17 protein-coding genes are annotated in these 17,944 nt (G+C 71.5%); 6 read left to right on the top strand and 11 right to left on the bottom strand.

Annotated elements, in window-relative coordinates; all coding sequences use genetic code 11:
• Positions 1-300 precede the first annotated feature (300 nt).
• The 3 genes from QSK30_RS13860 to QSK30_RS13850 form a co-directional block, all read right to left on the bottom strand.
• Positions 301-486, bottom strand: coding sequence for a hypothetical protein (locus tag QSK30_RS13860; RefSeq protein ID WP_285502888.1), 186 nt, complete (start codon positions 484-486; stop codon positions 301-303).
• Between the two features lie 102 nt (positions 487-588).
• Positions 589-2,385, bottom strand: coding sequence for a D-alanyl-D-alanine carboxypeptidase family protein (locus QSK30_RS13855; protein WP_285502887.1), 1,797 nt, complete (start codon positions 2,383-2,385; stop codon positions 589-591).
• Between the two features lie 10 nt (positions 2,386-2,395).
• The gene (locus tag QSK30_RS13850; protein ID WP_285502886.1) at positions 2,396-3,748 is read right to left on the bottom strand and encodes an NYN domain-containing protein; all 1,353 of its coding nucleotides are present in this window, start codon (positions 3,746-3,748) and stop codon (positions 2,396-2,398) included.
• Between the two features lie 72 nt (positions 3,749-3,820).
• Between QSK30_RS13850 and QSK30_RS13845 the strand changes: the two genes are divergently transcribed.
• On the top strand, positions 3,821-5,542 hold the full coding sequence (locus tag QSK30_RS13845) for a DEDD exonuclease domain-containing protein (RefSeq protein ID WP_285502884.1): 1,722 nt from the start codon (positions 3,821-3,823) through the stop codon (positions 5,540-5,542).
• A gap of 428 nt (positions 5,543-5,970) precedes the next feature.
• Here the strand turns inward: QSK30_RS13845 and QSK30_RS13840 are convergent, their stop codons facing one another.
• Positions 5,971-6,405 carry a YbaB/EbfC family nucleoid-associated protein gene (locus tag QSK30_RS13840; protein ID WP_285502883.1) on the bottom strand — a complete coding sequence of 145 codons (435 nt, stop codon included), beginning with the start codon at positions 6,403-6,405 and terminating at the stop codon, positions 5,971-5,973.
• A gap of 100 nt (positions 6,406-6,505) precedes the next feature.
• Here QSK30_RS13840 and QSK30_RS13835 point away from each other — a divergent pair, with 100 nt between their 5' ends.
• Complete coding sequence (locus tag QSK30_RS13835) at positions 6,506-6,784, top strand: Lrp/AsnC family transcriptional regulator (protein WP_285502881.1); 279 nt, start codon at positions 6,506-6,508, stop codon at positions 6,782-6,784.
• Between the two features lie 19 nt (positions 6,785-6,803).
• Here the strand turns inward: QSK30_RS13835 and QSK30_RS13830 are convergent, their stop codons facing one another.
• The 5 genes from QSK30_RS13830 to ctaE all read right to left on the bottom strand — a co-directional run bounded on the left by QSK30_RS13830 (position 6,804) and on the right by ctaE (position 12,215).
• A complete protein-coding gene (locus QSK30_RS13830) occupies positions 6,804-7,799 on the bottom strand; it encodes a serine hydrolase (protein WP_285502879.1) in 996 nt (331 codons plus the stop codon).
• 103 nt (positions 7,800-7,902) lie between these two features.
• On the bottom strand, positions 7,903-9,585 hold the full coding sequence (gene qcrB / locus QSK30_RS13825) for a cytochrome bc1 complex cytochrome b subunit (RefSeq protein WP_285502877.1): 1,683 nt from the start codon (positions 9,583-9,585) through the stop codon (positions 7,903-7,905).
• Positions 9,582-10,715 carry a cytochrome bc1 complex Rieske iron-sulfur subunit gene (qcrA, locus tag QSK30_RS13820; RefSeq protein WP_285502875.1) on the bottom strand — a complete coding sequence of 378 codons (1,134 nt, stop codon included), beginning with the start codon at positions 10,713-10,715 and terminating at the stop codon, positions 9,582-9,584. Before qcrA ends, qcrB begins: the two co-directional genes overlap by 4 nt.
• Positions 10,712-11,512: a cytochrome bc1 complex diheme cytochrome c subunit gene (gene qcrC, locus QSK30_RS13815; RefSeq protein WP_285502873.1), complete on the bottom strand. Its 801-nt coding sequence runs from the start codon at positions 11,510-11,512 to the stop codon at positions 10,712-10,714. The genes qcrA and qcrC overlap by 4 nt, the downstream gene beginning before the upstream one ends.
• Positions 11,513-11,570: 58 nt before the next feature.
• On the bottom strand, positions 11,571-12,215 hold the full coding sequence (gene ctaE, locus QSK30_RS13810) for an aa3-type cytochrome oxidase subunit III (protein WP_285502871.1): 645 nt from the start codon (positions 12,213-12,215) through the stop codon (positions 11,571-11,573).
• Positions 12,216-12,298: 83 nt separating this feature from the next.
• On the opposite strand from ctaE, the gene QSK30_RS13805 reads away from it, so the two are divergent.
• Genes QSK30_RS13805 through trpD form a run of 3 tightly spaced genes read left to right on the top strand, consistent with a single transcriptional unit; the run spans position 12,299 to position 14,212 of the window.
• A complete protein-coding gene (locus QSK30_RS13805; protein ID WP_285502869.1) occupies positions 12,299-12,745 on the top strand; it encodes a hypothetical protein in 447 nt (148 codons plus the stop codon).
• A 14-nt stretch (positions 12,746-12,759) separates the two neighbouring features.
• Positions 12,760-13,170: a response regulator gene (locus QSK30_RS13800; RefSeq protein ID WP_285502867.1), complete on the top strand. Its 411-nt coding sequence runs from the start codon at positions 12,760-12,762 to the stop codon at positions 13,168-13,170.
• 7 nt (positions 13,171-13,177) lie between these two features.
• The gene (gene trpD, locus QSK30_RS13795) at positions 13,178-14,212 is read left to right on the top strand and encodes an anthranilate phosphoribosyltransferase (RefSeq protein WP_285502865.1); all 1,035 of its coding nucleotides are present in this window, start codon (positions 13,178-13,180) and stop codon (positions 14,210-14,212) included.
• A gap of 98 nt (positions 14,213-14,310) precedes the next feature.
• On the opposite strand, the gene QSK30_RS13790 is transcribed toward trpD, so the two are convergent.
• Together QSK30_RS13790 and ctaC are read right to left on the bottom strand one after the other, a co-directional pair.
• Positions 14,311-14,712: a cytochrome c oxidase subunit 4 gene (locus QSK30_RS13790; protein WP_285502863.1), complete on the bottom strand. Its 402-nt coding sequence runs from the start codon at positions 14,710-14,712 to the stop codon at positions 14,311-14,313.
• A 47-nt stretch (positions 14,713-14,759) separates the two neighbouring features.
• Complete coding sequence (gene ctaC / locus QSK30_RS13785; protein ID WP_285502860.1) at positions 14,760-15,722, bottom strand: aa3-type cytochrome oxidase subunit II; 963 nt, start codon at positions 15,720-15,722, stop codon at positions 14,760-14,762.
• Positions 15,723-15,984: 262 nt separating this feature from the next.
• On the opposite strand from ctaC, the gene asnB reads away from it, so the two are divergent.
• Complete coding sequence (gene asnB, locus QSK30_RS13780) at positions 15,985-17,913, top strand: asparagine synthase (glutamine-hydrolyzing) (protein ID WP_285502859.1); 1,929 nt, start codon at positions 15,985-15,987, stop codon at positions 17,911-17,913.
• Positions 17,914-17,944 lie beyond the last annotated feature (31 nt).

The raw sequence follows: 17,944 nt of genomic DNA, 5'->3' as shown, positions 1-17,944 counted from the left end.
CGTGGGGGATTCCGGTTCGACCCTGGGGAGCGGGGCCGGTTCGGCGGCGATCTCGCGTAGCCACCCTCGGGGCGGGCGGCTGCGGGCCGCGAGATCTCGGACAGGTTACGAAAAGTGAGCCCCGCCGTCCACCGGCACCGGCGAAAAAGGCTTGCCGGACGCTGGAAAACACCAACGGAGCAGTCGCGACTCCCGTCTGTGATGACGACAACAGCACTGTTCACCCGGGTGGTGAACCGTTTAGCGACCGAAGCGACCACTCGTCGCCCGAATGGTTTCACCCGGGCGTGTCACCCCCGATCAGGCGGTCTTCTCGATCGGGAGCAGCCGCAACCGGGGCACCAGACCCGCCCCGGCGAGCACGTCGATGGCCCGCTGCTCGGAGGCGTCGAACTCCACGGTGGGCGGCGCGCCCAGCAGAACGGTGATCACGCACTCCTTGCACGCGTCGCCGCGGACCTCACAGCTGTCGCAGTCGATGATCATTGCCCGGCTCCTTTCCGTGCGGCCGATCTCGTGATCCACACATTAGGAGAGGGCACCGACAATTTCGCTCAGGTGTTCGACCACCGGTCGCGCACCCGCTGGTCAGGCCCCGGTGAATTCCCAGTGCCAGGGTTCCTCACGCCCGCGCCCCGGTCGCGCCCACGGCGGATTCGACCACCCGAACAGCGCAGCGTTGGAGATCATCCACGCGTATTCGGCGGAACCGAATGACTGAACGCCACCACAAAGGTCGACCGCGAGCCCCCAACCGTGGTTGCTCGTCCCCGGAACGGCCGCCAACGCCGGTTTCACGGCGTAGAGGCGGACTTGCGCGGCGAATGTCCGGTACGAGTCGGTCAGGCAGATCGGCGCGCCGAACACGGCCGCGTACGCCGCGGACATCGCGCGGAACGCCTCGGCCGCGTCGCAGCGCAGCACGTGCGAACCCTGGCCGAGCGGGCACAGGGCCGTCAGCGGGATCAGACCGTTGGGGTAGCCGCCCCACGCCCCGGCGGCCTCGCCGGCGCCGCGGGCGGGCAGCTGGACGCCACCGCAGCGCCACGGCAGGCCCCCGTCGGCGGCCGCGGGCACCGGCTGGGCGGGCCGCTGGGCCAGCGCGGGCCTGCCGAAGCCCAGCACCGTCTCGCCCGCGGGCAGGTCGGCCACCACAACCCCGGCGAGCCGGGCGTCGGCCGCGAGCATGGTCCGCTCGTCGAGCACGATGCCCACGCCCTGCACGCCGAGCCGGGCCGGGCCGAGGAACACGACGTCGCCCGGCCGGGCGTCGGAGACCGGCGTGAGCACCGCCATCTGCTCACCGGCCGCCGCGGGCAGGCCGATCCCCCCGACGGCGTAGGCGGCGCGCACCAGGCCATCACAGGAGTACGCCGTGGGCCCCTCACCGCCCTTACCGGGCACGAACGGCTTGCCCAACGCGGCCACGGCCGCGTCGACCGCCTTGACCGTCTCAGCGGGCAGCACGAGCAACCGCTCCCCGGCGACGTCGACCTGCGCGACCCCGGCCTGCGGCACCCCGGTCTTGCCCAGGAGCGGGAGCAGCCAGGCGGGGAACCGCGCGGGGTCCCGCAGCGCGGCGGCACTCGGCGGGGTGATCTTGGCGGCGGCCAGCTTGTCGGTGTAAGCCTTCCAGTTCGCCGCGGTCTTCCCGTTGCGCTCCTGCTGGGCCTTCTGCTGCGCGACGACCGCGGTGTTGGTGTCGTCGACCTTGCCGCGCAGCTCGGAGGACACCGCGGCCGCCCGGTTCGACGCGTCGCCGGTGCGCCGGTCCAGATCGGCCTTCCGCTCGGCGGCCGAGCGCTCGGCGCCCACCGCCGTGTCCTCGGCCTCGATCGCGGCCCGCTGCCTGCTGACCGCCGCGCTGAGCCGGTCGTCCTGGTCGGCGCGCAACCGCGCCACCAGCTCGCTGCCCGCCAGGAAGTCCTCCGCGCTGCCCGCGGTGAACAGGACCTGAAGGTCGCTCGGGCGGGCCAGCGCGGAGTAGATGGCCGAGGAGTAGGCGTCGACCTCGCCCTGCTGGGCGGCCACCACCCGGTCTGCGGCCGCCCGGTCGGTCTTGGCCCGCGTCGCCGTGCCGGTCGCCGAGCGCAGGTCGTCCTCGGCGGCGCGGACCCGGTCGGACAGGTCGGCGAGCTCCCGCTGCACGTCGGTGGCGGTGCGCTGCAGCTCGGCGACCTTCGGGTCGGCGAACGCCTCGCCCGGCCGGGTGTCCGGCACCGGCGCGCCCGGTCCCACCCCGGCCTCGATCTGCGGCGGGTCACCCTGGGTCGGGGCGGGCTGGGTCGGCTGGGCGGCGGCGGGGAGCCCGGTCAGCACGGCCGCCAGGGCCAGTGCCGCCGCTGTGATCTTCCGCTGACCTCGGATCTTCCGCTGACCTCGCACGACCACCCCGTCAGACGCGACCCAACCTGGCCAGCAGGACCGCCGAGGGCACCGGGTGGGCACCGCGCCTGCGGACCGCGTCGGCGACCGCGCGGTCGGAGGTGACCACCACGACCGGCCGCCCCTCGGGTTCCGCGGTGACCAGGGCCTTGATCACGTCATCGGCCAGCACCCCGGGGTCGCTGAAGAGCACCCGCACCCCGCGCGGGGCGGCGATCGGCACGGCCACCACCCCCGCGCCGTCGAACACCAGCGTGACCTCGGCCGAGGTGCGCGCGGCGAGCGAGGCGAGCTGACGGATGAGCCGGTCGCGCTGGTCGGCCAGCGGCAGGTCGGGGTAGCCGGTCTTGGTGACGTTGTAGCCGTCGACGACCAGGTGCACGGCGGGCAGCGCCAGCAGCCGGTCGAGCGCGGCCGGGTCCTCCACCCGCCCCACGACGCCCTGGGCCGCGGTCGCGCCGCGCACCAGGTCCGCCGGGCGCGGTCCGCCGCCGCCCAGCGCCAGCTCGCGGCGCAGGCCGGTGACGGCGCCGTCGAGGGTGTCCACCAGCAGGGCGAGCCGGACCTCGTCGGCCTGGCGGGCCTCCCGCGCGGACTGGCGCGCGATCTCGGCGTCGGCCTCGGCGCGCGCGGCCCGGTTCCGCTCGGTCTCGGCCCGGTCGCGTTCCCGGTCGCGCTGCTCGACTAGGGCGGCCAGCTCGGCGCCCACCCTGGCCTGCGCCTGCTCGGCCGCCGCCTGGGCCGCGGCGGCGGCGTCCTTGGCCTCGCGCAGCCGGGCGCCCTGCTCGCGCAGCCGCTTGCGCAGCCGCTCCAGCTCGGCCTCGCCCTCGGCGCGGACCCGGTCGGCCGCGCCGGTGGACTCGGCCAGCAGCTCGCGGAGCCGCTCCAGCTCGGCGTCGGCCTTGCGCAGCCTGGCCACGGCCACGTCGCGCTCGGCGCGCAGCGAGCTGTCCGAGGCCCGCCTGGTCACCAGCTCCAGGTAGTGCACCGCCGACTCCTCGCCCAGCAGCACCGCCGCCGCGGCGACCGACACCGGGTCGTCGCCGCCGAGGTCGAGCGCGGCGGGCTTGTGCTCGCGGCACCACTCCACGACGGCGGTGCGGAACCCCACCACGTCGCGCAGACCGGCGATGATGGCCGCCCCGCCGAGCCGGGCCCGCTTGGCGGGCGCGAAGCGCGCGACGTTGCGCAACTGCTGCGGCACGTCGACCTTGGGCAGCGCGCCGACCGCCGCCGCGCCGAGCTCGGCGAGCCGGGCGCGGACCGGCTCGGGCAGCCCGGACCACTCCACGACCGGACCTGAACCGTCCGATGTGGACGGCTCGGGACCATCCGGCTCGGAGGGCAGGGACGACAGCGCCATCCCATAAGGCTAGCCGCGCCCCCCGGAACCGCAGCGGGGAACTGTCGGTGGGGTGATCTAGCTTCGGCGCCGATGAGCACCCCAGCCCAAACCCGCAGGCAGCTCGCCTTCGACGAGCTGGGCACCCCGCTGCGCGACACCACGTTCGTGGTGTTCGACCTGGAGACCACCGGCGGCAGCCCGGACGACGACGCGATCACCGAGTTCGGCGCGGTGAAGGTCCGCGGCGGCGAGGTGGTCGGCGAGTTCGCCACCCTGGTCGACCCGGGCCGGGGCATCCCGCCGGAGATCGTCGCGCTCACCGGGATCACCGACACGATGGTCTACACCGCGCCCCGGTTGGCCGAGGTGCTGCCCGCGTTCCTGGAGTTCGCCGCGGGCTCGGTCCTGGTCGCGCACAACGCGGGCTTCGACGTCGGGTTCATCAAGGCGGCGTGCGGGCGGCTGGGCTACCCGTGGCGCAAGCCCGCGGTGGTGTGCACCGTGCGGCTGGGCAGGCGGGTGCTCAGCCGCGAGGAGGCGCCCAGCTGCAGGCTGTCGGCGCTGGCCGAGCTGTTCCAGGCCACCACCAAGCCGGTCCACCGCGCCCTGGCCGACGCGCGCGCCACCGTGGACGTGCTGCACGGCCTGCTGGAGCGGGTCGGGTCGTTGGGCGTGCAGTCGCTGGAGGAGCTGCTCGACTACATCCCCGAGGTCACCGCGGCCCAGCGGCGCAAGCGCACCCTGGCCGAGGACGTGCCCAACGAGCCGGGGGTGTACCTCTTCCGCGGCCCCTCCGATGAGGTGCTCTACGTCGGCACCGCCTCCGACCTGCGCAGGCGGGTCCGCCAGTACTTCACCGCGAGCGAGACCCGGCGCAGGCTGCGCGAGATGGTGGCGCTGGCGGTCCGGGTCGACACGATCACCTGCGCGCACCCGCTGGAGGCCGAGGTCCGCGAACTGCGGCTGCTCTCGGCGCACAAACCGGCCTACAACCGCCGCTCGAAGAACCCCCGCAACGCCTGGTGGGTCGTGCTCACCGATGAGCCGTTCCCCCGGCTCTCCCTGGTCCGCCGCCCACGGGAGAGCGCGCTGGGCCCGTTCCGCAGCCGCGGGCACGCCGAGGAGGCGATGCTGGCGCTGCAGGAGGCCACCGGGATCCGGCCGTGCACGCTGCGCATCCCGGCCCAGGCCACCGGCGACACCCGCCCGTGCGCCCTGGCCGAACTCGACCGCTGCGGCGCCCCGTGCGCGGGCAGGCAGACGGTCGAGGAGTACCGGCCCGCCGTGCGCGCGGTCGACTCGCTGGTCGCGGGCCGCGCGCTCGACCCGCTGGGCACCCTGGAGCGCAGGCTGGCGGAGCTGGCGGCCGCCGAGCGCTTCGAACAGGCGGGCGCCGACCGCGACCGGATGCGCACCCTGATCCGCGGCCTGGACCGCGGCCAACGCCTCGCCGCCCTGGCCGCGGTGGCCGAACTGGTCGCCGCCCGCCCCGACTCCCTGGGCGGCTGGGAGTTCGCGGTGGTCCGCCACGGCCGCCTCGCCTCAGCGGGCGTGGCCCGTCGGGGGGTTCCGCCGATGCCGGTGGTGGAGAGCCTGGTGGCCGCGGCGGAGACGGTGATCGCCGGGGAGGGGCCGCTGCTGGGGTCGCCTGCGGAGGAGGTGTCGGTGGTCCTGCGCTGGTTGGACAAGCCGGGGACGCGGATGGTGCGGTGCAGCACGCCGTGGGCTGAGCCGGCGTATTCGGCGGCTCGGTGGCGGCCTTGGTTGGATCGCGCTGATCATGCGCGGGTTAGTGCGTTGCCTCGGGACTGAGGGGGCTTGCTTTGGGGGTTGGCTGCGCCCCGGGGCTTGTATGAGGGTGCTGCCTCGGGGCTTGTTTGGGGTTGCCGCGTCGGGGTTTGCTCGGGTGGTGTGCTGGATTGGGTGGAGTGGCTTTGCCCGGGGCCCCTAGGGGCGATCGTCGTGGGAAAAGCGGGTGGGGAAGGGCATCCCACGACCACAGCAAGTTTACGATCGCCCCTCCCCCCAGACAAAGCCACTCCACCCAATCCAGCAGGTGAGCTGTGAGGATGCGGGCGCGTTGTCGGCGGGTTTTCGATCGGCGCGTCTCTTGCGATCCGGCACGTGGGGCGTGCGAGTGCGGATGCGTGGGGAGACCAGAGATCTTGGAGCGTTGATCACCTTGGGCGGTGGGCTGAGCGAGGGCTCGGGCAGGGCGCCTTGGGTTCTGGTCTGTCCGGCTACCAGCTGCGGTTGTCGTCGCGGTAGACGGCGTTGCTCTCCGAGTAGTCGTCCTCGTCGACAGCGCGCGGTCGGGTGGGTTCCGGCGTGCTCGGTGCCTCTTCCGCCGGCACCGGGATCCGCTGCACCACGCCGCTGTCGCCACCGAGTGGTACGAACGCTGTCGCCACGGACTGGGCTGCGGTTTGGCGGGCCTGGCGGGTCAGGGCCAGGATCTCCGCCGCCAGCTCGTCCGCGGACTTGGTCATGGCGGCGTCGGTCAGCCGGAGGTCGGTCAGTGCGCCGCTGGGGGCTACCGACACCGTCACGGCGCCGTCTTCGGACTGCTCGGTGGTGGCCGAGGAGTCGACGGCCTGTTTGAAGTCGGTGGCCTTGCGCTGCAGGTCGGCGACCTTGGTCTCGAAGTCGGCCAGCCACTCGTCAGGTGTCTGCACCCCGGTGTCCTCTCGCTCTGGTCGCGGCGGCACGAGCCTAGCGGCGGGGCTGCTCTAGGCTGGGCCGGACGAGGCAACTCGACCGGAAGGACCCGCTGGGATGGTCACCGCGATCGTGCTGATCAGCGCCGCGACGGACAGGATTCCCGAGACCGCGCAAGCGATCGCCGACATCGAGGGGGTCGCCGAGGTGTACTCCTGCGCCGGGGACGTCGACCTGGTCGCGGTGGTGCGGGTGGAGGGGCACGAGGAGCTGGCCACGCTGGTGCCGGGGCGGATCAGCAAGGTGGCGGGCGTGCTCGACACCGACACCCACATCGCGTTCCGCTCGTACTCGCGCCGCGACACCGATGCCGCGTTCGACCTGGGTGAGGACTAGCGGACTAGCGGACCAGCGGTCAGAACCGGCCGGCGAAGATCAGCCGGGCCACCTCGGTGTCGGTCTGCTTGCCCTCGTCGTAGCCGCCCTTGCCGCGCAGGTTGTTCATGATCGAGAGCGTGTAGCGCTCGCCCGGGCCGAGGAAGCCGACGGAGTTCATCACCCAGCCGCCGTCCTCTTCGGACCAGCCGTCCTTGTTGCCCGGTCGGGCCGACGGGCCCGCGCCCCAGACGCCCCACTGCTGGTTCGGGGCGACGGCGCGCAGGTGGTCGAGGATGTAGGAGCGGTCCGCGGCGGGCAGCTCGTCCAGCACGTAGTTGATCAGTCGGTCCAGGTCGTCCGCGGTGCACTTCTGGAAGCCCCAGTACGGGTAGACCTTGCTGTACCCGCGCTGCGGCTGCAGCGAGGTGAGCCCGTAGCGGGGGAAGGCCTGGTTGAACGCCGTGTGGTCGGCACCGCCGTAGCGGGCCCACAGCGCGGTGGCCGCGTCGTCGTCGGAGCTGTGCAGCATGGCGTCGAGCTGGGTGCGGTCGGCGGCGGTGAGCGAGACCTTGCCCGCGTGGTCGCGCAGCAGCAGGTCGACCACCATGGCCAGCTTGATCGTCGAGGCGGTCCAGGTGAGGTCGCCCGCGTGCCCGTTGCGCCAGACCGCCCCGGTCTGCCGGTCGCGCACGACGATGCCGACCGTGCCCGGCCTGCGGGCCACGTAGGCCTCGGCGGCGGCGAACCGGTGCTGGAAGTCGCAGTCGAAGCCCGAGCGCGGGTACGGCTGGCCCGCGCACTCCGGCCGGGTCGGCGAGGTGGTGGTCACAGGGGCCGCCTGGGTGCCGGGCGCCGGGGCGTCGGAGGCCGCCGGGGCCGTGGTCGTGGTGGTCGGAACAGGCACGCTGGTCGCGACGGCGCTGGGCGGGGCCGGGGCGGCGGCCGACGGCTCGGCCGAGCCGCACCCGGCGGCGAGCAGCAGCCCCGCCGCCACCGCGTACGCGCGCGCTCGGCGCAGGCCCGGCTGGATCACCGCGGCAGGCTATCGCGAAATCCCGTCACGGGGCAGTGAGCTGCGCCAACGCGAAGGGGCGGCACCCCACTCGATCGGGTGCCGCCCCCACGCTGGTGACCTGCTAGATCTTGTTCGTCGAGTCGTCGGTCGCGACGTGCTGACCGGTCTCGTTCGGCCCCGCCTCCAGCTCGGCGGGCGAGGCGTGCCCGACGTGCTGGGCGGCGCGCGCCCTGGCCAGGGCCGCGGTCTCCTCCGGCGGGTCCGGCGTCAGCCACGAGCCCTGCACCGGCGCACCGGCCGAGCCGAGCTTGTTCATCTTCTTCGGCACCGGCGCGCCCTGGTACTCCAGCGCGATCGGGTGGCCGTGGTCGTCCACCGGGCCCAGCGGCTGGTGGACCTCGATGAACTCACCGTGCGGCAGCCGCTTGATGATGCCGGTCTCCACGCCGTGCTCGAGCACCTCGCGGTCGGAGCGCTGCAGGCCGATGCAGAGCCGGTAGGTGATGAAGTACGCCAGCGGCGGCAGCACCAGCAGGCCGATCCGGCCCATCCAGGTGGTCGCGTTCAGCGAGATGTCGAACTTGTCGGCGAGCACGTCGTTGGCCGCCGAGAGCAGCGAGACCATGAAGTAGGTGATCGCCATGATGCCCAGGCTGGTGCGGACCGGGACGTCGCGCGGTCGCTGCAGCAGGTTGTGGTGGGCGTAGTCCTTGGTGAACTTGCGCTCGATCCACGGGTAGGCCGCCGCGATGCCGCCGAGCAGCGGCAGGCCCAGCATGAACGGGAAGAAGGCCGCCGGGATCGTGTAGTTCCCGAGGTAGACCTCCCAGGCGGGCCAGAGCCGGATCAGCCCGTCGGTCCAGCCCATGTACCAGTCGGGCACCGTGCCCGCGGAGATGTGCGAGGCGTTGAACGGCCCGAAGTTCCAGATCGGGTTGATCTGGAAGAGCCCGCCCATCGCGGCGGTGACGCCGACCACGACGGCCATGAACGCGCCGCCCTTGACCGCGAACACCGGCATGATCCGCACGCCGACGACGTTGGTCTCCTTGCGCCGCACGCCCGGGAACTGGGTGTGCTTCTGGTACCAGACCAGCGCGAGGTGGATGCCGATCAGCGCCAGCAGGATGCCCGGGATGAGCACGATGTGCGCGGTGTAGAGCCGCGGCACGATGTCCTCGCCGGGGAACTCGCTGCCGAAGAGCAGCCAGTGCACCCAGGTGCCCAGCACCGGGATCGACAGGATCAGACCGGACATGATCCGCAGGCCCGCGCCGGAGAGCAGGTCGTCGGGCAGCGAATAGCCGGCGAAGCCCTCGGTGGCGCCGAGCAGGAACAGCAGCACGCCGATGACCCAGTTGACCTCACGCGGGCGCCGGAACGCGCCGGTGAAGAACACCCGGAACATGTGCGTGACGATCGCGGCCATGAACAGCAGCGCCGCCCAGTGGTGCATCTGCCGGGCGAACAGGCCGCCGCGCACGTCGAAGCTGATGATCAGCGTGGACTCGTAGGCCCGGGACATCTCCAGGCCGCGCAGGTTGTTGAACGACCCCTGGTAGACGACCTCCTGCATGGAGGGGTCGAAGAACAGCGCCAGGTAGGTGCCCGTGAGCAGCAGCACGATGAAGCTGTAGAGCGCGATCTCACCGAGCAGGAACGACCAGTGCGTCGGGAAGACCTTGTTGAGCTGGCGGCGCATGCCACCGGCCAGGTGGTACCGGTCGTCCGCCCACTTAGCCGCGCCGCCCGCAGCGCGGGAGGCGAGGTTGTCGGGCTTCGTGGGAGATGTGATGGCGCTCATGACTTACGCTCCCAAAATGCCGGCCCCACCGGCTCGGTGAAATCGCTCCTTGCATAAAGGTAACCAGTTTCCTCGTCAACCGCGATGGGAAGCTGGGCCAGCTTGCGCGTCGCCGGGCCGAAGATGGGCTTGCAGTACTCCAGCGCGTTGAACTGCGACTGGTGGCACGGGCACAGGATCCGGTTGGTCCGCTGCTCGTAGAGCGAGGTCGGGCAGCCGAGGTGGCTGCAGATCTTCGTGTACGCGTAGTAGTCGCCGTAGTTGAAGTCCTCTTGGCCCTGGTGCTTGATGACCTTGCGGCCGTCCTCCGGGCGCAGCCGGATCAGCATGACCGGGTTGTCCGAGCGCTTGAGCGCCTTGGACAGTGCCTCGTGGTCCTTGCGCTCGGACTCGCGGAACGGGAAGACCGTCTCCATGCCACCGGCGTCCAAGTCGGACGGCTTGACCAGCGCGACCTCCTCGGGGTCGCCGGTCGCGCGGCGCAGGTAGACCCGCTCGCCGTTGTCGGACTTCCAGCCGGTGTGCCACAGCGAGTTCTCGGAGTCGGTCTGCGCCCACGGGTCGCGCACCAGGCCGCCGAGGGCGAACACGCCCACGCCCAGGCCCATCGCGCCGGCGCCCAGGCCCGCGGTGCGCTTGATCAGCGACCGGCGGGCGATGGTGCTGCGGTTGCCCGCGTCGGACAGCTCGGCGACGATCGTGGCCTTGTCCAGTTCGGACGAGCCGCCGTCGTGCCGGTCCTGCACCGCGACCTCGTGCGGGATGAACTTCTTGGTGTAGAGCAGCGCGCCCACGCCGACCGCCAGCACGGACAGGCCGAGCGTGGCGCCGATCAGCGGGGTGTAGAGCGAGTACAGGGTGTACCCGTCGGTGCCCGGCGCGGTGTAGGCCGACGGCCAGAACAGGAAGATCCCGACGAACGCCAGGCCCGCGGCGGCGGCGATCAGGAACCACAGCGCCACCAGGCGCTCGGCGCGCTTCTCCGCGCGGGTGCCCTTGACCGGCCACGGGTCCGGGTACTCGATGAACTCGACACCGTCGAGCTTGGCGCCCAGCCGGACGAGGTCCTCGCGGGACATCGCGGCGAGCTCCTCCTCGCTCGGCAGCTCCGGGGGGTTGGTGGAACTCATGCTTTCGCCCCAATCCAGAGGGTGATGCCGACCAGCGCGGCGATCCCCACGATGAATGCGATCAGGCCCTCGGACTGCGGCCCGAGTCCGCCGATCGGGTTGCCGCCGGGGTTGTTGTTGCCGTCGGTCACCGACTTGACGTAGGCGACGATGTCCTTCTTCTCCTCCGGCGTGAGCTGCCGGTCGGAGAACTTCGGCATGTTCTGCGGGCCGGTGAGCATCGCGGCGTAGATCTCGGTCTCGGTGACGCCGTCGAGCGCGGGGGCGTACTTGCCCGAGGACAGCGCTCCGCCGCGGCCGGTGAAGTTGTGGCAGGAGGCGCAGTTGAGCCGGAACAGCTCGCCGCCGCGCGCCGGGTTGTCGCCGACCAGCTGGCTGCCGGACTCCTTGGGCAGCGTGGTGCCGCCGCCGTGGGCCTGGACGAACGCGCTGACCTGGTCGATCTCCTCCGGGCTCAGCTTCGGGGGCTTGCGCTCGGCCTGGGCTTCCTGGCGCACCGCGGGCATCCGCCCGGTGGCGGTCTGGAAGTAGACCGAGGCCTCGCCGATGCCGATCAGGCTGGGACCGCGGTCGGTGACGCCCTCGAGGTTGGCGCCGTGGCAGCTGATGCAGGTCTTGTTGTAGACCAGCTCGCCCTGGCGGACCTGGGCCGAGTCGCCCTGGGCCTGGGCCACCGGCGCCTGCGGGGCGAAGGCGGAGTACAGGACGCCGACCGACATCAGCGCGAACCCGAGGGCCAGCAGTCCGGCCACCCGCCTGCGCAGCTTGCTGCCGCGGCTCCGTAGTTTCTTGATCATTGAACGGCAACCCTTGCTGTCGGTTCGGGCTCAGCGAAGCTGTGGTGGTGGGCCTGCCTCATGGCACGAGGTAGATGACGGCGAAGAGGCCGATCCAGACGACGTCGACGAAGTGCCAGTAGTACGAGACCACGATCGCCGAGGTGGCCTGCGCCGGGGTGAACTTGCTCAGCCGGGTGCGGATGAGCAGGTACCCGAAGGCGATCAGACCGCCGATGACGTGCAGGCCGTGGAAGCCGGTGGTGAGGTAGAAGACCGTCCCGAACGCCCCGGACGGGATGGTCACGCCCTCGCTGACCAGGTTGTGGTACTCGATGGCCTGGCCGCCGACGAAGATCGCGCCCAGCACCAGCGTCGCCAGGTACCAGCGGCGCAGGCCGAACACGTCGCCCTTCTCGGCGGCGAACACGCCGAGCTGGCAGGTGAACGACGAGGCCACCAGGATGATGGTGAACGGCAGCGCGTACGGCACGTTCAGGTGAATGGCCTCGCCGCCGATCTCCAGCGGCGGCGGCCAGGACAGCGCCTCGCCGTTGGGGCCGACGTTCTGCGCCTTGACGGTGAAGAACATGGCGAAGAGCCCGGCGAAGAACATCAGCTCGCTGGAGAGCCACACGATGGTGCCGACGCTGACCATGTTCGGCCGGTTCAGCGAGTGCACACGCTGGCCAATGGAGGGCGCTGCTGCAGTCACGCGTCGCATTATGTCTTGCGAGTACCGGGCCTGCCCGGTCGGGTCGTGAGTAGACCGCGTCACACCTTCGATACGTCCGGAAAGGCGGCTACATGGGGTTTCTCGCCCGGGTTCGGGCCCTGTTCACCGGGTCGCGAACCCCCGAGTTGACCACCGACGACCCGGGTCTGGCGGTCGTCGCGGCGTCCTTCGACGACGCCGAGGCGCCCTCGGCCGCGCTGGCCCGCGCGACGGCGCTGCGGGCCGGTGACCAGGCGGTGCTGCGGCACCACTTGCGCCTGCCCGCCGACCGGGTCGACGAGGCGGCCCGGTTGATCGCTCAAGACGGCTACGTACTGCGGGAGAACGGTCCGCCGGAAGGTGATCTCAGCCCGGTCGCGGCGCTTCGCGTGCAACTGGTGGACGCCCTGCACTGCGCGCAGGAGCGGTCCAGGATGGCGAGCCTGGCCCAGCGGCTCGGCGGCACCGCCCTCGGCTGGGACGTCTTGCAGACCAGCGGACGTGAGACCGATAACATCGACGCACCCGACCTGGCCTAGCGAAGGACGCTTGCATGAGCACCACACCGCTGAAGATCCTCGTGTTCAGCCACCGGCCCGAGGTGCGGGAGACCATCGTCACAGCCGTCGGGCGCCGCCCGGCCGCCGACGTCGGTCGGGTCGCCTACCTGGAGGTGGGCACGGTGTCCGAGGTGCTGATGGCGATGGACGCCGGTGACATCGATCTCGCCATCCTCGACGGCGAGGCGCAGCCGACCGGGGGCATCGGCCTGTCCCGCCAGCTCAAGAACGAGATCACCGACTGCCCGCCGATCGTCATCGCGGTGCGCCGCAAGGACGACCGCTGGCTGGCCACCTGGTCGCAGGCCGACGCGGTGCTGGTGCACCCGCTCGACCCGCTGACCGCGGCCGAGACCGTCGCCGACGTGCTGCGCGCGAAGCGGCTGCCGCTGGTGCGGGGCTGAGCCTGGCATGGCGCAGCCATCCTGGAAGGCCCTGCTCAACCAGCTCATCGAGCGCGTCGACCTGACCGCGGACGAGACCGCGTGGGCGATGGACCAGATCATGTCCGGCGCCGCGACCCCGGCGCAGATCGCGGGCTTCGCGGTCGCCCTGCGGGCCAAGGGCGAGACCGCGGCCGAGGTCGCGGGCATGGCCAGGGGCATGCTCGCGCACGCCCGGCTGGTGCCCATCGACGGGCACGCCGTCGACGTGGTCGGCACCGGCGGCGACCAGGCCCACACGGTCAACATCTCCACGATGGCGGCGCTGGTCACCGCGGCCGCGGGGGTGCCGGTGGTCAAGCACGGCAACCGGGCCGCCTCCTCGCAGTGCGGCACCGCCGACGTGCTGGAGCGGCTCGGCGTCAAGATCGAGCTCACCCCGGACGGGGTGGCCACCACGGTGCGCGAGGTGGGCATCGGGTTCTGCTTCGCGCCCGCGTTCCACCCGGCGTTCCGCTACACCGGCCCGCCCCGGCGCGAGCTGGGCGTGCCCACCGCGTTCAACGTGCTCGGCCCGCTGACCAACCCGGCCCAGCCCAAGGCGGGGCTGGTGGGCTGCGCGAACGCGCGGATGGCGCCGATCGTGGCCGAGGTCTTCGCCGAACGCGGCGCGAGCGTGCTGGTGGTGCGCGGCGACGACAACCTCGACGAGATCACCACCACGACTACCACGACGGCCTGGGTGGTCACCGGCGGCACCGTGCGGGTCGACCAGGTCGACCCGGCCCGCCTGGGGGTGTCCCCTGCCCAGCCCGCCGACCTCACCGGCGGCGACGCGGACTTCAACGCCCAGGTCGTGCGCGACCTGGTGGCGGGCAAGGCGGGCCCGGTGCGCGACGCGGTCGTGCTCAACGCCGCGGGCGCCATCGCGGCCTACCGCGGCCTCACCGGGGACCTGCACGGCGACCTGGCGGCCGGGCTGGACCAGGCGGGCGCCGCCATCGACTCCGGCACCGCCTCGGCGGTGCTGGACCGCTGGATCGCCCGCACCCAGGAACTCTGAGTCCACGACAGACGAAGGCCCCCTCCGCGTCGCGGAGGGGGCCTTGTCGTCTCGCGGCGTCGTCTCGCGGCTCAGGTCGCGTTCACCGAGCCGGTCGACTAGTCCGTGCTGTTGGGCCGGGTGTGGTACTCGAAGACCAGGCCGCCCACGGTGATCAGCACCAGCACGATGGCGATGACCAGCAGCCAGATCTGCCAGAACGCCATCGCGAAGCCCGCCGTGGCGGCCGAGGCGGCCAGCGCCACCGGCCAGTAGCTGCCCGGGCTGAAGAAGCCCAGCTCGCCCGCGCCGTCGCTGACCTCAGCGTCCGGGTTGTCCTCCGGGCGCTGCTCCAGCCGCCGGGCGACGAAGTGGAAGTACGACCCGACGATCAGCGAGAGCCCGCCGGTCAGGATCAGGCCGACGGTGCCCACCGGCTCCTTGGCCCACAGCCCGTAGACGATGGCCGAGAGAAAGAAGAAGCCGGTCGTGATATCGAAGAGCCTGGCTTCGACCTTCATGCTGTCCTCACATTCACCAGAAGGCTCTCAAGTCCGCTGTGGACGTCTCAGTTGGACGCCGTGCGCAGGGTGCGGTCGGTGTTGAACGGCTTAGTGGTCACCGAGGTGGGCGTGCACAGCTCGCCGCAGTTCATCTGGGTGAGCGCCTCGGCCGCGGTGTAGCCCTTGCCGGTCTTCGGGTTCACCTTTGCCCGCAGCCCCATGTACTGGTCGAACAGCTCCGGCGTCAGCGCGCGGACCTCGAAGTTCATCACCGCGTGGTAGGTGCCGCACAGCTCGGCGCAGCGGCCGACGAAGGACCCGGTGCGGTCGATGGTGTTCTCGAACGTCGAGTCCTGGTTGTTGCGCTCCGGCTTCGGGAAGACGTCCCGCTTGAACAGGAACTCCGGCACGAAGAACGAGTGGATGACGTCGCGCGAGTGCAGCTTGTAGTGGATCTTGCGGTTGGTCGGCAGCACCAGCAGCGGGACCTCGGCCGAACTGCCCACGGTGGCGACGTTCTGGGCGCCCTCCGGGGACATCGGGATCTCCAGCGCGCCCTTGGTGTTCTTGTAGGACTTGTACTCGAACTGCCAGTTCCACTGGAAGGCCAGCACGTCCACGGTGACGTCCGGGTCGTCGGACTCGGCCTGCACGTAGTTCTGCGTGGTGGCGGTGAAGTAGAACAGCACGACCACGATCACGACCGGGATGCCGGTGTAGATCCACTCCAGGAAGTGGTTGTACTGGAACTGCTTGGGTAGGGTGTCCCCGCGCTTGCGGTGGGCCAGCACCGGCCACAGGATGAGCGCCCAGGTGATCACACCGATGACCAGCGCGGCGACCACGGACCAGGTCCAGAACTCGCGCATCCGGTCGGCCTGCGGGGTCACGCCCTCCGGCCAGCCGAACCGCAGGACCTCGTCGGTCGAGCAGCCGCTGGCGCCGAGGGCGACCAGCACGACCAGGCCTGCGACCTTGGTCAGCCGGGACCCCGGCGTGCGGTTCCCGGAGGCCTTGGGTGTGCCCACTGCGCGACTCCTCCTCGAAGCGGTATCTCCACGCGCTATCCGGCTCCCGCGCGCCGCCCTTGGGCAGCGGCTATGGGTGCCGGTTAGAGCAATGCGGAGCCTAGCCGAGCGACCTGGACCACACCCCCTGAGGGGTGAGCGGATGTCGGTCACATCCCGGGTGAAACCAACAGGCCCGCGAGGGCGGACAACCCGGACCGGCATACTTGCGTCTTCCCCGCTAGAGAACACCCCGGCTCGACACGAGAGGTGCGCGAGAAGCGTGTGCGGTCTGCTTGGCCTGGTCTGCCCTTCCGAGATGGACGCCGCGGCGGCGCGGTCGGCCGTCGGCGCGGCGATGCGCTGTCAGCGCCACCGCGGCCCCGACGAGAGCGGGACCTGGACCGGCGGTGAGGTCGTCTTCGGCTTCAACCGGCTGTCCATGATCGATATCGAGCACTCCCACCAGCCGCTGCCGTGGGGCCCGCCCGAGGCACCGCAGCGCTACACGCTGCTGTTCAACGGCGAGATCTACAACTACCTGGAGCTGCGCGCCGAGCTCAGCGAGCGGTTCGGGGCGCGGTTCGCCACCGACGGCGACTCCGAGACCATCGTGGCCGCCTACCACTACTGGGGCGAGGCCGCGGTCACCCGGCTGCGCGGCATGTTCGCGTTCCTCATCTGGGACTCGCAGAAGCAGACCCTCTTCGGCGCGCGCGACCCGTTCGGCATCAAGCCGCTGTTCTACGCGGCGGGCCCGGGCGGCGTGGCGTTCTCCAGCGAGAAGAAGTCGATCCTGGAGCTGGCTCCGCTGCTGGGCGTCAAGCTCGAGCTGGACCGCAAGTCGCTGCAGCACTACCTGACGCTGCAGTACGTGCCGGAGCCCGCCACCATGCACTCGACGGTGCACCGGATCGAGTCCGGCACCTCGTTCACGCTGGTCCCCGGCGAGGAGCCGGTCACCAAGCGCTACTGGTCGCCGCGGTTCTCCCCCACCCCGGTGCGCGGCCCGGCCGACGCCGAGGCGCTCTACGCCCGGATCGCCGAGGTCATGAGCGACTCGGTCCGGGTGCACATGCGCGCCGACGTCACGGTCGGCTCGTTCCTCTCCGGCGGCATCGACTCCACCGCGATCGCCGCGCTGGCCCGCGAGCACAACCCGGACCTGGTGACCTTCACCACCGGCTTCGAGCGGCAGGGCTACTCCGAGGTCGACGTGGCCGCCGAGTCGGCGGCGGCGATCGGGGTCAAGCACGTGGTCCGCACGGTCTCCGCGCGCGAGATGATGGACGCGCTGCCGCTGATCGTCTGGTACCTCGACGACCCGGTGGCCGACCCGGCGCTGGTGCCGCTGTGGTTCATCGCCCGCGAGGCCCGCAAGCACGTCAAGGTGGTGCTCTCCGGCGAGGGCGCCGACGAGCTGTTCGGCGGCTACACGATCTACCGCGAGCCGCTGTCGCTGGCGCCGTTCGAGCGGGTGCCGGGGTCGCTGCGGCGCATCCTGGGCAAGGTCTCCACCAAGATCCCCGAGGGCACCCGCGGCAAGGACCTGCTGCGCCGCGGCTCGCTGAGCCTGGAGGAGCGCTACTACGGCAACGCGCGCATCTTCCGGGACGACCAGCTGCGCCCGGTGCTGCGCACGTTCGACCCGTCGGTCGGGCACCGCGACATCACCGCGGGCCACTACCGCGACTCGGCGGCCTGGGACCCGGTCACCCGGATGCAGCACGTCGACCTGTTCACCTGGCTGCGCGGCGACATCCTGGTCAAGGCCGACAAGGTCACCATGGCCAACTCGCTGGAGCTGCGGGTGCCGTTCCTGGACCCCGAGGTGTTCCGGGTGGCGGCCGGGGTGCCGCTGGAGCAGAAGATCACCAAGGAGACCACCAAGTACGCGCTGCGGCAGGCCCTGCGCCGGATCGTGCCCGCGCACGTGCTGAACCGGCGCAAGCTCGGGTTCCCGGTGCCCATCCGGCTGTGGCTGCGGGAGGAGATGTACGAGTGGGCCCGGGACATCGTGCTGCAGTCGCAGACCGACGCCCTGGTCGACAAGAACGCCGTGATGCGGCTGCTGGAGGAGCACAAGGCAGGCACGCTGGACCACAGTCGGCGGATCTGGGCGCTGCTGGTGTTCATGCTGTGGCACGGGATCTTCATCGAGCGGCGGATCACGCCTGTGGTGCCTGAGCCGCATTATCCCGTCAAGCTCTGAGTTTTGGTCGCTTGGGGTCCCGCTCCTTGGG

Origin of the sequence: Actinokineospora sp. NBRC 105648 (genome assembly GCF_030269645.1) — a bacterium.
Taxonomy (GTDB): Bacteria; Actinomycetota; Actinomycetes; order Mycobacteriales; family Pseudonocardiaceae; genus Actinokineospora.
The sequence above is the reverse complement of the archived record's forward strand: the minus strand, read 5'-3'. Positions and strand labels throughout refer to the sequence as shown.